This is a genomic window from Pleurocapsa sp. PCC 7327 (assembly GCF_000317025.1).
Lineage (GTDB): Bacteria > Cyanobacteriota > Cyanobacteriia > Cyanobacteriales > Microcystaceae > Hydrococcus.
The window spans coordinates 2,337,501-2,352,654 of sequence record NC_019689.1 but is presented as its reverse complement, the minus strand read 5'-3'; the positions used below and the strand labels follow the sequence as shown (position 1 = coordinate 2,352,654).

Here is a 15,154-nt window from a genome sequence, read left to right as displayed (position 1 = left end):
TATATCAATTGGCTTAAAAAGAATGTCCATTATGAACAAAAATCGTCAGCAAATATTAACAGAAGCAGCGATTGCGCACAGAGAAACTTTGCGGAAGAGTCTACAACATCGTTTAGAAGTCGCTAGAGCACAAGGCAACGAAAAACTGATCCGTCAGCTAGAAGCAGAAGCTGCCTACCTACACTTGAAGTAAAGTTTCTGTTGCAATAGCCACTAGCAAATTTGAGTGTGCGAGGAGCAAGCCAGGGAGATGGCAACATTCCATTCCGTTTTGTTTAAATTCTAACCAAAACTTATTTACCTAAATCGCTTGTTTGTAAAAAATTATTTTCTCCAGTACAAGAAAGGGCGGTAGAGTAGCGAATGATGGCTTTAGTAATTGTCAGTTCGCTACTCTGCCCTTCAATTTAATTATTTTGAACGGTTTCTACCCAGCCGCTAAAGCAGGTTCTTTCATTTGTAGATTAGTTGTCTCTCCAGCTAACTGGCGGCAGTAAATTTCGCAAGAATTGTTCGGGCTTTCTATCAATTTAACCTTCTCAAGTTCCGCACCGAGTTCGCGAATGGGTTGTTGCAATAATTGCGCGATGTAGAGGGCAATATTTTCAGCCGTCGGTACGACTTTAGCAAAGTGAGGGATATCTTTGTTGAGAAAAGTGTGGTCGAAAGGTTCGACAACATAGTCGTCGATCGCTTTTTGGAGCGCGCCTAAATCGACTATCATTCCAGTACGCGGGTCGATTTCTCCCACTACCGATACTTCTAAATGATAATTGTGCCCGTGACCGTTGGGACGAGCGCATTTGCCGTAGATTTCGTTATTTTCTTCTTGACTCAATTCGGGTAAAGCCAATTGATGAGCGGCACTAAAATGAGTTTTAACAGTCAGAGTCGCTTCCATACCGTTTCCTTTATAATCTGCCCACAGATCGGGATGTTCAAACAGTTGAATGTTAACCAGAGGTAGGTGGGGGGCTAATCGCTGCCAAATGACCCTAGCAATATTTTCTGTTGTTGGAAGGGTTTGTTGAAATTCCGACCACACGTCATTGAGATAGGCATAGTCCAGTTGACTGGTAACTTCTTGCTTAATAAGCCGTTTGACCTTGGATAGGTTTTGTACCATGCCATACTCATCGATTTCCCCGGCGAGAGATACATACAGGACATAATTATGTCCGTGTCCGGGAAATCGACTACCTGCCCCAAATCGCTCCCAGTTTTCTGCCTCATCGAGTTCTGGCAGCCAGTAGCGATGACTCGCTGAAAACTGCGCTCGACGGTGAATGACGCACTGCATAGTATTTTGTAAAGTTACGTAAACTGCGATCTATTCCAGCATAAACTAATTTGGCTAGTAATTGGGGATGAGTTAGTAGTTAGTGGTTAGTAGTAATTTGTTGCTAATTCCGACTTCCGACTTCCGAATTCTGACTTTTGCTCTCCGTCCTTAAAATCTAGTTTGCCTAAACCAGAAAAAACGATTAATATAAAAGAAGTTGAGCTGCTACGTTGGTGACTGCCAATCAAGTTTTTTGATCTATGCTTGAAAAATAAGGGAACCAACGATTTTACGTGGCAGTAGACCGAGCTTGTACTCGGAAACGAAAGCGTAAGATGTCGGTACCCACCTGGTTTATCCAGGTCATAAACTGAGGTAAAACGGCGTAGCGGTTAATCTATACAGAATCGCTTCAAGATCCCTCTAGCTGTTTGGCTGAGGGGTTTTGTTTTTCAGGGATAAGATAACGCCGAGACGCTGACCAATTACGTGCTTGATGCAAGAAGACTTTAACGGCAGGCGAAGCCGTATCCAGAGAAGGCAGTGCAAAGGCTAATCGTCGCAATCTCTTTGGTTCGAGGTTCAAAATGCAAAGTCCCGTCAGATTGTCAGGAAGTGACATTTCCGGGACAATCGTTACGCCCATTCCTTCTTGTACCATTGAAAAAATCGTTCGCAGGTCGATCGCCTCAAACTGAATTTTGGGAGCGATATTAGCTTGACGAAACATTTTCACAATGATAGGTTTGCATCCGGCTTTGGATATGATAAAGGGATCTTGTGCCAGTTGGCGGATGTGAATTCCATTGCGTTCTGCCAAGGGGTGGGAAGCCGACACGACTGCTAGAAACTCGTCTTGCGCGATCGCGATCGTCTCTAAATCCTCGACGGGCAATGCAATCACGCCGAGATCGACGGCGCGAGAATTAATCCACTCTAGCACTTCATCATCGGTTCCTTCCAACAAAACAACATCAATGCCGGGATAGCGCTGTCGAAACTGACGCAAAAGTCCGGGGAGAAAACGTGCACTCACGCTGGGAAAACTGCCCAAACGAACTTTTCCCGTCTCCAAACCGACTGCTGCCGCCGTCTCCTGTCGAATTTGTTCTACACGAAACAAGATTTCTTGCGCTTGCACGAGAACTCGCTTGCCAATTTCGGTAAGAAAGATGCCGTTGCGATCGCGATCGAGCAGCGAGACTCGTAACTCTTTCTCTAAGCTAGCGATGGAGTGACTCACTGCTGATTGCGTCATGCCCAGCACCTCACTAGCTGTGGTAAAGCTGCCGACTTCTGCAACCGTTGCGAAAGCTTGAAGCTGCGCCAATGTTATATGATTTTTTTTCATTTAAAATGTGAATTTAATAAATTTGACTCATTCTACCGCAGCAACTATGCTGGTACTGAAAGAACGCTATAAATAAAGCTTATGAAAGCAATTCAAAAAAAAAATTACCGGATACGACGCTGAGGGGGAACCTCGCATTTTCGAACTGCCAACCCATCGCTTTTTTCTGGCAAGCTTATTCGTTCCTCAAACTTCATCGACCCCCGAACGACCCCATCCACTCATCAAAGGATTTTTGAACGCTTGTTGCAAAGATCGAGAATAATAAAGTAATTTCCCAGTTGCTCATTTTCAGTGACGAGCAACCATCTCTCACATCTTTCGTTCCTGGGATATTCTCAGGAGCCAATTTAGTCTTGTTGAGGATGTGAAAGAATATAGGAGTTAATCTATGAAAAAAGAATTATCAGGGCTTTATTCTGCTGGCGAAAGGAATTTTTCTGGGATCGATCTGCGTGGTGTTGATTTAAGCGATACCAAACTGAGAGGGGTTGACCTGAGCGGAACTAATTTGGAGGAAGCTAACTTGGATGGTGCCGATCTCAGCGATGCCAATCTTAGCAGTGCTAACCTTAAAGGGGCAAGTCTGGAAGGAACTGATTTGAGTAGAGCTAAACTCGATGGTGCTAACCTGAGTTGGGTTTATGGGGATAAGACTAACTTTGATGAAGCTTCCTTAGTTGATGCAGACCTCAGCTTTGCTGTGCTCTGCCAATGCCGTTTTAACAGGGCTAATCTTAATGGAGCTAATTTGAGTAATGCCAATTTATTGTATAGCAGCTTTAAGGATGCTAACCTCACTGGTGCTAATTTGATGGGTGCTGTTGAGACGCAAGGATGCAGCGATGCTATCTTGCAATTCACGGTTATGCCGGATGGGAATATGCGAAGCGATCGCGAGTAGGTAAAGATGAGAAGAATTCAGACAGAAAAACTAACGTTATTTTAAATTAGTAGACTGACAAAAAGCATCGTCAATCTGGCGAAATAAATTTTCTAAGGTAGAAGAATTATCTAAAATGACATCAGCCCAAGCCACTTTTTCTTCTATAGGGATTTGACTTTGAATACGAGCGATCGCTTGCTCTTTACTTAGCTTATCGCGTTCGATTAAGCGTCTAATTTGCTCTTGAAAAGAACAATAAATTAACCAAATTTCAGTGATCAGATCGGTCATTTTTGCTTCAAATAAAAGCGGAATTACTAAAGCTATTGTCCGGGCATCTGTTCGCTCTATTTCAGATTGAAAGCGCTCGCGAACATAAGGATGAATTTGTGATTCTAGCCAGTTTTTTTCTTCTAAGTTATTAAAAATAATTTCGCCTAATTGCTTGCGATTTAGACTTCCGTCAGGCAGTTGAACGCGATCGCCATAGCGTTTGAAAATATTAAATAAAATAGGCGAATTGGTTTGAACAGCTTCTCTTGCATAAAGATCGGCATCGAGAATAGGAAGCTTATAAGTATCGGCTAGATATTGAGAAACCGTGCTTTTGCCAGTAGCAATTCCGCCTGTTATACCAATTAATCGCCTCAAATTATTAGACATTTATTTAAATTTTATAAAAACCCAAAAAATTACCTTAAAAATTTACTAAGAAAAGGTTAGCGTTCTCGTAATGACTTCTGCTGCTGGCTCGGTTAATCTAGAAACAAAAGATTTATTCATAGATAAATAAATAACATGAAACCTATTACCTGTCCTAAGTGTAAGGCAAAACTGGAAAGCATTGTCTATCAGGGAATAGAAATCGATCGCTGCCCTAAGTGCGCTGGAATTTGGCTGGACTCTTTAGAAGCCGAACGGCTCAAAATGATTCAGGGTTCCGAGAGCGTAGACATTGGTGTCTCTGCCACAGGCATGAGCTGCGCTTGCAGTGAAAAAGAACTCAAATGTCCCAGATGCCATGCCAAAATGATACGAATGCTGGATATCGACCTATATGCCATTTGGTACGAACAATGTTCCAAATGTCGCGGCATTTGGTTTGATGCTGGCGAATTCAAAAAATTCAAGCAAAATTTTCAGCCGAAAAGTATTTTAGAGCGAACAGTACGAGTTTTTAACCCCAAACAGAAATGAATCAAAAAATCTGTAAAGATTGATAGACTAATTTCGAGAGAAGGAATTAGGGAGAGGAAAACTTTGCTAGACGAACAAGCGAAAAAAACGATGCTGCGCAAGATTCCCCATGGACTTTATATCTGTGGGGTGAAAGATGGGGAGGAACTCAATGGTTTTACTGCTAGTTGGGTAATGCAAGCTTCCTTTGAGCCTCCCCTAGTCGTCAATTGCGTGAAAAATGATTCTATCTCCCATGAAATGATTAAAAAAAGTGGGGTATTTGCCATCAGTTTTCTCGAAGACGGACAAAAAGACCTAGCTGCAAAATTTTTTAAGCGCAAACGTCGTGTAGGCAATAAATTCGATGACGTAGAGTTTTACGAAGGTGCAGTGACAGGCTGTCCCATTATTAAAGATTCACTCGGCTATATTGAATGTCAAGTAATCGATGCCGTAGCCAAAGGCGATCACACCGTTTTTGTCGGTCAAGTAATCGCTGCCGGCATCCACCGCGAAGGCAATCCCTTATTGCTCGAAAGCACGGGTTGGCAGTATGGAGGGTGACTAAAACAATTCGCAATTCGCAATTGTCTCTTGTTAATTGGCAATTGCGAATTGGTGTTACCAGTTACTAATCCCTAATCACTAATTACCAATTACTAGCTATGCCATTAATTAAAGTTCAATCGTCTGTTGCCGCACCAGATTCAACTACTGTAGACGAACTGCTCAAAAGTCTTTCGGCGAAGTTGGCTAAGCATCTGGGAAAACCAGAATCCTATGTCATGACATCGTTTGAGCCAAATGTAAAAATGAGTTTTGGAGGAACGTTTGAGCCAACTTGTTACATCGAAGTGAAAAGCGTTGGCAAGATGTCTCCCTCGCAAACGCAGGCGATGAGTCAAGACTTTTGCCAGCAAATTCAAGAGAAGTTAGGAGTTGCCAAAAATCGAACGTATATCGAGTTCAATAATTCTGAAGGGTCAATGTGGGGATGGAATGGCTCGACTTTTTAATCGTACTCACTAATTCTCAACTGAGATGACATCAACTCCCCAACAACAACCGCCAACCTCTAAAAGATCCCTTCAGCGCTTCGAGCGCATTGTTCTTGGTGCTATTTTAGTGCTGTGCGTGCTGATAGGCATCGTTCTTTTGCAAGGGGATCGCGTTCCCTTGCGCGTTACGGAGTTTAGCTGGGAAGATAAGATCGTAGGGATAAACGACCTTTGGTTTACGCTGGGGTTTAATCGTCCCGTCGATCGCGAAAGCGTAGAAAAAAATCTTATCATCGAACCTCCTTTGCCGGGAAAAATTAGCTGGACGGGACGAAAATTAACGTATACGCTCGCCAAACCGCCAACTTATGGAAATAATTATCAGCTCAGTCTGGCGAGGATAAAACAACTCAACAGCGACCGCGTCGGGGAATCCTATGCCAATGTCTTTAGAAGTCGCGATCGCGCCTTTGTCTACATAAGCATGGCAGATAAAGAGAGAGGACAATTAGTTCTCGTCAATCTCACTCGCAAGAGAAGAGACGCACTCACGCCTGGCGATTTAATCGTCACCCATTTTGAAATTTATCCCGATGGCGACAAAATATTATTTTCTGCTTTCGAGCGAGGGAGCGGAAACCAAGGATTTGAAAGACAACAACTTTATACCGTCTCGACGGGACTGAATTTTCAGTCTTCCAAGTCAGTCGAACGCCTGGGAAGAATTCAGCGCATTTTAGATGCCAAAGACTATCGAAATCTCAAATTTGACCTATCCGATAACGGCAAAACCATCGTCGTTCAACGGGTAAATAGAAACAATCCGGCTGACTCTGGATTGTGGGTGATTCCAGAAGGCGGTCAACCGAGACCGCTAGGATTGCCGGGAAATAATTTTCTCGTTGCACCCGATGGAAAGACAGTTGCAGTTGCTCAGCGAGGAGGCATAGCGACGCTTCCCCTAACGCCAGAAGGCGGAGAATCGAAATTTTTGCCCGGTTATGAAGCCATCGTCGGGTTTTCTAAAGATGGCTCCCAGCAATTTCTCGTCAAAGATAATGCCAATTATACGCGATCGCTAGTACTCATCAATAAAGAAGGCGAAGCAAAACCCCTGTTTCAAACCCTGGCTCCGGTCGTCAATTGCCAGTTAGAACCGCGAGAGGAAAGACTTCTCTACTGTCTTAAAATAGGTTTGGTTCAAAGAGACGAGCAACAAATCGATCGAGAGGCTTATATAGCCGCGATCGACCTAGAAACGATGAAAGAAGTTCCCATACTGGGATTGCCTAACTATCAAAACGTTAGTATGAGCATGTCTCCCGATGGCGTAGCATTGCTGTTCGACCAACTTTTTACTAACATCGCCGTTGCCAATGCCGAAATTAGAACCGATGGCGGAGAGGCAATTTTGAAAGGAAGCCTCTGGCTATTTCCCTTACCAGAACTCCAAACAATTCAAGCAGACACGAAACCACCTAAGTTCGATCCGAAAAAACTAGAAGAATTAGAAGACCCTGGTTTTCAGCCAAAATGGATTCCTTGAGTCAGTGACCAGTAATCAGTAATCAGTAATCAGTGTATAGTTGTCAGTTGTTAGTTATAAATTATCGATGAGTAATGAAGAGTTAGCAAGCAGAAGTCTAGTATATAACAAAGCCTATTTGTTTGCTCTCCCTATCGAATCAGATTGGTTGCCTTGACCATTAAACGCGCTCCTACTGATTACTGATTACTAATTACTGACTATGCTGAGACCAGAGCAACGTGCCAAATTAGACGACACGGACGACACGCTTTTTTATTCTTTTCCCCGTTTTGTCACGCACGTCGATGAGGGATTTATTGAGCAACTGACAAATCTCTATCGAGAAAGACTGAAACCTAACACGCGCATTCTCGATTTGATGAGCAGTTGGGTTTCTCATTTGCCAGAAAAGATAGAATTCGCCCATGTTGAAGGACACGGCATGAACGAAGAGGAATTGGCAAAAAATCCTCGATTGAATCATTATTTCGTGCAAGATCTCAATGCCAATCCCAAGCTAACTCTAGCAGATGAGGATTTTGATGCCGTTCTCATTGCGGTTTCCGTGCAATATTTGCAATATCCCGAAGCGATCTTCTCCGAAATTCATCGCGTTCTCAAACCAGAGGGAATTGCAATCGTCAGTTTTTCCAATCGGATGTTCTATCAAAAAGCGATCGCGGCTTGGCGAGATGGCACGGACATGAGCCGAATAGAATTAGTCAAACGTTATTTTAGATCCGTCCCCAGCTTTAGCGAACCGGAAGTCATCGCTCGTGCCTCCACCATGCCCAGTTTTCTACAAATGCTAGGCATGATGGGAGCAGATCCTTTTTATGCAGTTCTTGCCAAACGTTTGTAAATTTGAACAGATAAATGAACCGGAAGTCATCGCTCGTGCCTCCACCATGCCCAGTTTTCTACAAATGCTAGGCATGATGGGAGCAGATCCTTTTTATGCAGTTCTTGCCAAACGTTTGTAAATTTGAACAGATAAATGGGTGGGCATTGCCCACCCATTTATTAATATTGCCTGTCTCGATCAACTCTTCCCATTCCCATTGCCAGCGCTTGCCAGAACGGTTTCCGTAAGTTTTTCGGGCACTTCTTGCAGGTGGTCGTATTGCCACGTAAAGGTGCCAACGCCCATGGTTAGCGATCGCAACTCGATAATAAAGTTGTGCATTTCGGCTTGGGGTAAGTATGCCGTCACGCGATCCCAACCTTTCCAGTCTTCTCGTCCTTCATAACCAAGAATTTGCCCTCGCCGTCCGCTTACTAGCTGTAGTGCCTTGGAGGTAAATTCAGAAGGTACCGATACAGCAACCATGAGAATCGGCTCTAGGAGGATCGGCTGGCACTTAGGCATCCCTTCCGTCATCGCGATACGAGCCGCTTGTTTGAACGCTTGCTCGGAACTGTCTACAGTGTGATAGGAGCCATCAGTGAGGGTAACATCGACATCGACCACCGGGAAACCTAAAGGTCCGTGTTCGAGGTACTCGCGCACGCCCGTTTCCACGCCTGGGATGTACTGCTTGGGAACCACGCCGCCTACGATGGTTTCGTGGAAGTGGAAGCCTTCTCCTCGCGGCAGGGGTTTGATATCCAAATAGACATCTCCAAAAGCGCCGTGACCGCCCGTTTGATGTTTGTAGCGTCCGTGGGACTTGGTAGCCTGACGAATGGTTTCTTTATAAGGAACTTGGGGTAAATGGGTTGTCATGGGCAGGTTATACTTGCGGCGCAAGCGATCTAGAGCAACTTGGAGATGAATTTCTCCCTGTCCCCAGAGAATCACTTCCTTAGTATCCCCGTGTTGCTCCCAGTATAGCGAGGGATCTTCTTCGATCAGTTTGCCCATCGCTGCGCTGAGTTTCACTTCATCTTTGCGGTTTTCCGGAGTAATTGCCAAGGCATAGACGGGTTCTAGCTTGTCTGCTTGAGGCAATTGGGGAACTTTTTTCTGATTCGAGCTAGTCAGAATATCTCCTGTTTGGATGCCTTCCAAACGACCAATGGCAATAATTTCTCCAGCAAACGCTCGTCCGATTGGCTGTTGTTGCTGTCCCATCATCCGATAGATGCCGCCCGCACGAACGCCATTAAGCGCCATGCCGTCGGTAACTTCCCCTTGCCAAACTCTGACCAGAGAGAGTCGTCCACCTTGGGGAGTAAAGTAGGTTTTGAGAACTTGTACTATCGTGTTGTCCTTATCTGCGGCAGTTAGTCCGCGACGTTCGGCTGTTACTGTGGGGGCGGGAGCTTCTTTAATTAGGGCATCCAACAGGGGAAGCACGCCATAATCTTGCTCGGCAATGCCTAAAAATACGGGCACGATTTGGTCTGCGCCTAGCTCTTTCTTCAAGTCTTGGAGAATTTCTTCTTGGGGGGGGTCTATATCTTCGAGCAGTTCTTCTAGTAAATGGTCGTCAAAGTCTGCTAAGGTTTCCAGCATTTCGGTGCGGGCTGCCTTTTCCTCGTCTTTGAGGTGTTCGGGTAGAGGAACGGGATCGGCAGAACTACCTTGGTGGTAGTGATAAGCTTGTTCGGTAACGAGGTCGATATAGCCAACTAGCTCTTCTCCCTGGTAAATGGGGTATTGTTGGGGAATTAACGGACGGCTCGACACCTCTCGAAGAGCGTGGAGAACATCCATAAAGCCGTTCTTCGACCGATCCATTTTGTTGATGAAAACCAGGTGAGGAATTTCCCAGTCGTCGAGAAATTTGAATAGAGGCGATAAGGTCAGGACGCGATCGATGACGGGTTCGCAAACGATAATAGCTGCTCCTGCCCCGACTAAAGCATTATAGGTTTCTTGAGCAAACTCGATGGAACCGGGACAATCGAGAAAGGTAAAGTTGATGTCTTGATAAGTTGCACTGGCAGCAGTGACTTCTACGCTCATTTGCCGTTCCTTGGCTTCCGGAGAACTGTCGCCAACGGTATTGCCATCTTTGATGCTGCCTTTGCGAGTCGTTGCACCTGCCAAAAATAACAAACTTTCTAGTAAAGTGGTCTTTCCACTTGAGTATGGACCAACAATCGCTACATTACGGGTATTTTCGAGGACTTTTTGGTTCATAAATTCACCCCCAAGAGTAAAACTCGATTGAATTGAGCTACACAATTTCTTCAGGATTGATTACTTCATTTATGGGCTTATTCCTTACAAATCGCGCTCAAAAGTATCTACTATGATTTGTGAGCGTAGCGCATTCTTGGGGCAAATCGGCAAAACTTGCAACTTCTTTTAAAGCAAACTCGATACTATATTAAATAAGTTAAACAAACGTTAACTATTAATAAAAAGCTTTAAGTTAAATAAAATTGGATCGGAGAAAAATCAAAGCTAATCTATGAAGTTTAATTAAAGATTTGGCTAAATAAAAGACCTTAAAGGTAGAGGTTCGATCCTCTCAAGAGCGCGATCGCGCGAGCAGCTCATACGGAGCGATAATTGCGAATTAATTTGACTTACGGCATGTTGAAATCCTGTAAATTAATGTTTCAAGTTTAACGGTTGCGTTACTCTTAAAAAATTTTGGGGAACTTTAAATGTGATTGAAGTCACTATTTGGTAAAAATTCCTGATGCAACCCGAAGCTAGTCAAGTTCCCGAATCACAGGAAGAAACTCCCAGCGAATCTCAACAAAAGGCTCAATTAGAATATCTTCTAGCCAAAACTGCCCTCCGCATTCGCCGTTCGCTCAAGCCAGGCAGAATCCTCGGCATCACCGTGGCAGAAGTCCGAAAGCTACTTAAAGCCGAGCGGGTAATTGTATATCGATTTAATCCCGATTGGAGTGGAGTTGTTGCTATCGAGTCAGTCAGCGACGGTTTGCCTTCGATGTTAGGGAGAAAAATTCATGACTCTTGTTTTGGAAAAAATTGGGTCGAACCTTACAAAAACGGTCGCATCCAAGTTACGACAGATATTTATACTGATGGGTTATCTCAGTGTCATATCGATCTGCTAGCTCCATTTCAAATTCGGGCTAACCTAGTCGTTCCGATTGTGTTAACAGGAGAAGAAGAGAATGACAAAATCTCCAAGCAACTGTGGGGGTTGCTAGCCGCTCAACAATGCTCTGCTGTGCGACAGTGGCAGTCATGGGAAGTTAAATTTCTCCAGCAACTAACCACCCAAGTAGCGATCGCGATCCAGCGAGCAGAACTTTACGAACAACTGCGAACCGAACTCATCGAGCGTCAACAAGCAGAAATCAAAATGCGCAGATTGAATCGAGAACTCGAAGAACAACTGCTCGATCGCACCACCCAACTCGTCACTGTTAACGAAGCCCTCAAAAGGGAAATTAGGGAGCGCCAACGCATCGCCGAGCTTCTTTTTCTTGAAAAAGAACTGGCTCAAGTCACCTTGCAATCCATCGGAGATGGAGTCATTACCACCGATATGGCGGGTAAGATCCAGTATTTCAATCCGGTGGCGGAACAACTCACTGGCTGGAGAGCAAACGAAGTCAAGGGAATTCCTTTAGCCGAAATTTTTAAGATCGTTAACGAAGTCACTAGAGAGCCAGTAGAAAATCCGGTAGAACGAGTCTTGCGCGAAGATCGCATCGTTGGTTTGGCAAACTACACCATCTTAATCGCTCGCGACGGAACAGAATATGCCATCGATGACTCAGCTGCGCCGATTCGCGATCGCAATGGCAAGATAATCGGTGCCGTGCTGGTGTTTCACGATGTCACCCAATCTCGACAGCTAGCCCGTCAATTGTCCTGGCAAGCAACCCACGATACCTTGACTGGATTGGTCAATCGGCGGGAATTCGAGCGGCAACTGATAGAAGCCATTGCCGATGCCAAAAATAGCGCTCGACAACATGCCCTTTGCTACCTAGACTTAGACCAGTTCAAGGTTGTCAACGACACTTGCGGTCATATTGCTGGCGACGAACTATTGCGTCAAGTGACCGCCCTTCTGCAAAAACGAGTTCGTACAACAGATATTCTCGCTCGCTTGGGAGGTGACGAATTTGGGCTGTTATTCTATCAATGTCCCCTACCAATGGCTCAACAGATCGCAGAGACTCTCAGGCAGATCGTCCAAGATTTTCGTTTCATTTGGGGCGGCAAAATATTTACTATCGGAGCAAGTATCGGCTTGGTTGCGATCGATGCCGATGCTAAAGATTTAAATGATGTCCTCAGCGCAGCCGATGCAGCTTGTTATGCAGCCAAGGGAAACGGGCGCAACTGCATCCGCGTCTATCGAACTGACGATAGGGATCTAGTGCGACAACGAAGCGAAAGACAGTGGATCGCTCGGATTACCCAAGCCCTAGAAGAAAACCGCTTCCGCCTGCACTGCCAAAAGATCGTCTCGGTTACTCGCGCCTCTAGAAGATGCCATTACGAGGTCTTGCTTCGTTTAGTTGATGAAACCGGGGAGTTAGTATCGCCAATGGCTTTTATTCCGGCGGCTGAGCGTTACGATCTGATGCCAGCTATCGATCGCTGGGTAATTAGTACTTTCTTCGCTAGCTACGAACGCTACCGTCAAGAAAACCCCGATTGCTTGCAGGAATTTTACGCAATCAATCTTTCCGGAGCAAGCGTCAACAACCCCCAGTTTTTTAATTTTCTCGCCGAGCAATTGACGCAATACCAAATTCGTCCACGAACAATTTGCTTTGAAATTACTGAAACCACTGCGATCGCCAACTTGGATCGCGCTGCCAGGTTAATTAACTCTCTTAAAGAACTTGGCTGTCGCTTTGCTCTCGATGATTTTGGCAATGGCATGAGTTCCCTTGCCTATCTCAAGAACTTACCCATCGATTATTTAAAAATTGACGGGAGCTTTGTTAAAAACGTTGCCAGCGATCGCATTGATTATGTCATGGTCGAGAGTTTCAATCAGATCGCTCATGCTATGGGAATTCAAACTATTGCCGAGTTCGTAGAAAATGAAGCGATTTTGAAAAAGTTGCAAGAAATCGGAGTCGATTACGCACAAGGCTATGGCATTGCTAAACCCAGACCTTGCATGTTTAATTAGTGAGTATGAAAGATTAGACGATCTAGTCTATTGAGCGGGAGGTTGCTACTAAAGATGAGTTCTTTAGAAAGGTGGAGAAAGCAAAATTTATCCTATCATCAAGATCTAGAACAATTATGTCAATTTTTTGTGCAACCCAATTCGGAAGTTTTGGAAGTTGGCTCCGGGCTGGGTTATTTACTAGATTCCGTCAATCCCAAATCTGGATTGGGTATCGATCCTAACAATAGTGTTGTTGAGGTAGCCAAACAAAAATTTCCTCATTTGGAGTTTTGGGTTAAAGAAGCTGAATCTTTTGAGTGCGATCGCTGTTTTGATTATATTCTATTAGCTAATACAATTAGCTATTTTGAAAATATTCAAAAAGCACTTCTGAACTTACAACAAAACTGCAAGCCCTCTACTAAAATTTTATTGGTATTTCACAATCCTGGCTGGGAATTTATTTTAAAATTAGCAATTTTAATTAACCAAAGAATGCCAGTAGAAAACTTAAACTGGTTGAGTTATGAGGATATTGAAAATTTATTAACTCTGGCAGGATTTGAGGTTATCTCTCATGGAAAGCGCATGTTATTTCCTCGGCATTTTCCTTTATTATTTTGGTTATTCAATAAGATATTAGCCCCTCTACCTTTAATTAATAATCTCTGCTTGACCGAGTATATTATTGCTCGAATTCAACCCAACCCATCAGAGGGACAAGAAAATATTAATAATTTAACCTGTTCGGTGATTATTCCCGCACGAAATGAAGCAGGCAATATCGAAAGCTGCATTACCCGAATGCCCCAATTAGGAAAGCACACAGAAATCATCTTTGTCGAGGGACATTCAAGCGATAATACCTGGGAAGAGATTCAAAGAGTTCAAGCAAAATATGGCGATCGCTGGGACATCAAAATTTGCCAGCAAACGGGCAAAGGTAAAGGCGATGCAGTCCGTCAAGGATTTGCGATGGCAACTGGGGATGTATTAATCATTAGACCTCCTGCAAAAGTGTTACGCGATCGCATAATTGGAGTGGGAAAGAAGTTCATAATTATAAATGCCAGCAATCAAATTAAATCTCAACCCAAACCGTCTTCTTCGGTTGCGATATCGACTTGAAAGAATTCTGAATATTTTTAGACTGCGATGAATATTTTCAATTACAATCCTTTCACTTGCTAACTTACGATTAAACTTCTTTTGCTCTAGACTTAACTGTTGATTGCGCTTTTTTTGTTGGGAATTCTACTGTTGGGATGAAGTTTCTGAATTCCTTGATATCCTTTATCAGCCAAACATTCTATCTGTTGTTCGATTCCTATTTTACTATTTTTCCAAATCTTAAAATCATGACTTTTTCCCTTCTCATGAGCAATACAAAGAATTTGTCTCGTTTTTGCGTCAGCTAAAACTTGCGATTTTATCGTGTGACACTTTTGCCGACCACTGTAGTAAGCTTTTTGTTTTTTTCGGTCTTTCTATTTCATGTTCTGCTACATCTACTACGACAATTTCAATTTCTGTATTTTGGGGTTGAACAGCTTTTTTCCCAGGCAGATTGAAAAGTCCCGATTTCATTAAAATATCTTCTACTTTTCTGGTGATTCGTAAAGCCGTTGTCTCGTTTATTCCCCAGCTAGTTCCGATATGAAAATAGGTGCGATACTCTCGCCAATATTCAAGAGTCATTAAGATTTGGTCTTCTGCGCTTAATTTATTTGGTCGTCCTGTTTTTTTTGTAAGACTTTTTCGGCTTCTAGAACTTTTACCATCTCTTTAAACGTCTCTGGATATACTCCACAAAGCCGTTTAAACTCTGTCGGTTTTAAATTTTTTACTTGAGAGTAAGTCATAACTCGAATTGTAATTTGGTTTTATTTTACCTAACTTACTCTGACTTTTGCTGG

14 protein-coding genes, 1 other RNA gene and 1 pseudogene are annotated in these 15,154 nt (G+C 43.7%); 11 read left to right on the top strand and 5 right to left on the bottom strand.

The window, feature by feature from the left end; all coding sequences use genetic code 11:
- Window positions 1–31: 31 nt before the first annotated feature.
- A complete protein-coding gene (locus PLE7327_RS24820; protein ID WP_186005377.1) occupies window positions 32–193 on the top strand; it encodes a hypothetical protein in 162 nt (53 codons plus the stop codon).
- A 234-nt stretch (window positions 194–427) separates the two neighbouring features.
- Here the strand turns inward: PLE7327_RS24820 and PLE7327_RS10480 are convergent, their stop codons facing one another.
- A complete protein-coding gene (locus tag PLE7327_RS10480) occupies window positions 428–1,300 on the bottom strand; it encodes a 6-carboxytetrahydropterin synthase (protein WP_015143804.1) in 873 nt (290 codons plus the stop codon).
- A gap of 198 nt (window positions 1,301–1,498) precedes the next feature.
- Here PLE7327_RS10480 and ssrS point away from each other — a divergent pair.
- Window positions 1,499–1,681, top strand: a non-coding RNA gene (gene ssrS, locus PLE7327_RS23375) — 6S RNA.
- A 13-nt stretch (window positions 1,682–1,694) separates the two neighbouring features.
- Here ssrS and PLE7327_RS10475 read toward each other — a convergent pair.
- On the bottom strand, window positions 1,695–2,633 hold the full coding sequence (locus tag PLE7327_RS10475; RefSeq protein WP_015143803.1) for a LysR family transcriptional regulator: 939 nt from the start codon (window positions 2,631–2,633) through the stop codon (window positions 1,695–1,697).
- Window positions 2,634–3,024: 391 nt separating this feature from the next.
- Between PLE7327_RS10475 and PLE7327_RS10470 the strand changes: the two genes are divergently transcribed.
- Window positions 3,025–3,537 (top strand): pentapeptide repeat-containing protein, encoded by a 513-nt coding sequence (locus tag PLE7327_RS10470; protein ID WP_015143802.1) that lies wholly within the window; start codon window positions 3,025–3,027, stop codon window positions 3,535–3,537.
- 36 nt (window positions 3,538–3,573) lie between these two features.
- Here the strand turns inward: PLE7327_RS10470 and coaE are convergent, their stop codons facing one another.
- Entirely contained in the window at window positions 3,574–4,182 is a 609-nt protein-coding gene (gene coaE / locus PLE7327_RS10465) for a dephospho-CoA kinase (protein ID WP_015143801.1), read from the bottom strand.
- 135 nt (window positions 4,183–4,317) lie between these two features.
- On the opposite strand from coaE, the gene PLE7327_RS10460 reads away from it, so the two are divergent.
- The 6 genes from PLE7327_RS10460 (at window position 4,318) to PLE7327_RS24335 (ending at window position 8,207) form a co-directional block, all read left to right on the top strand.
- A complete protein-coding gene (locus PLE7327_RS10460; protein WP_015143800.1) occupies window positions 4,318–4,716 on the top strand; it encodes a zf-TFIIB domain-containing protein in 399 nt (132 codons plus the stop codon).
- A gap of 63 nt (window positions 4,717–4,779) precedes the next feature.
- The gene (locus PLE7327_RS10455; protein WP_015143799.1) at window positions 4,780–5,262 is read left to right on the top strand and encodes a flavin reductase family protein; all 483 of its coding nucleotides are present in this window, start codon (window positions 4,780–4,782) and stop codon (window positions 5,260–5,262) included.
- Between the two features lie 101 nt (window positions 5,263–5,363).
- Window positions 5,364–5,714 carry a phenylpyruvate tautomerase MIF-related protein gene (locus PLE7327_RS10450; RefSeq protein ID WP_015143798.1) on the top strand — a complete coding sequence of 117 codons (351 nt, stop codon included), beginning with the start codon at window positions 5,364–5,366 and terminating at the stop codon, window positions 5,712–5,714.
- Window positions 5,715–5,739: 25 nt separating this feature from the next.
- Window positions 5,740–7,242 (top strand): hypothetical protein, encoded by a 1,503-nt coding sequence (locus tag PLE7327_RS10445; protein WP_015143797.1) that lies wholly within the window; start codon window positions 5,740–5,742, stop codon window positions 7,240–7,242.
- Window positions 7,243–7,444: 202 nt separating this feature from the next.
- Window positions 7,445–8,086, top strand: coding sequence for a class I SAM-dependent methyltransferase (locus tag PLE7327_RS10440; protein WP_015143796.1), 642 nt, complete (start codon window positions 7,445–7,447; stop codon window positions 8,084–8,086).
- Window positions 8,061–8,207 carry a hypothetical protein gene (locus PLE7327_RS24335; protein ID WP_217523366.1) on the top strand — a complete coding sequence of 49 codons (147 nt, stop codon included), beginning with the start codon at window positions 8,061–8,063 and terminating at the stop codon, window positions 8,205–8,207. The genes PLE7327_RS10440 and PLE7327_RS24335 overlap by 26 nt, the downstream gene beginning before the upstream one ends.
- Window positions 8,208–8,266: 59 nt before the next feature.
- Here the strand turns inward: PLE7327_RS24335 and PLE7327_RS10435 are convergent, their stop codons facing one another.
- Window positions 8,267–10,312, bottom strand: coding sequence for an elongation factor G (locus tag PLE7327_RS10435; RefSeq protein ID WP_015143795.1), 2,046 nt, complete (start codon window positions 10,310–10,312; stop codon window positions 8,267–8,269).
- 508 nt (window positions 10,313–10,820) lie between these two features.
- Here PLE7327_RS10435 and PLE7327_RS10430 point away from each other — a divergent pair.
- Window positions 10,821–13,256: an EAL domain-containing protein gene (locus tag PLE7327_RS10430; protein WP_015143794.1), complete on the top strand. Its 2,436-nt coding sequence runs from the start codon at window positions 10,821–10,823 to the stop codon at window positions 13,254–13,256.
- A 54-nt stretch (window positions 13,257–13,310) separates the two neighbouring features.
- Window positions 13,311–14,366, top strand: coding sequence for a glycosyltransferase (locus tag PLE7327_RS10425; protein WP_083888294.1), 1,056 nt, complete (start codon window positions 13,311–13,313; stop codon window positions 14,364–14,366).
- Here the strand turns inward: PLE7327_RS10425 and PLE7327_RS23370 are convergent.
- Window positions 14,259–15,100 (bottom strand): annotated as a pseudogene (locus PLE7327_RS23370) (IS5 family transposase). The gene PLE7327_RS10425 and the pseudogene PLE7327_RS23370 overlap by 108 nt on opposite strands.
- Window positions 15,101–15,154: the final 54 nt, after the last annotated feature.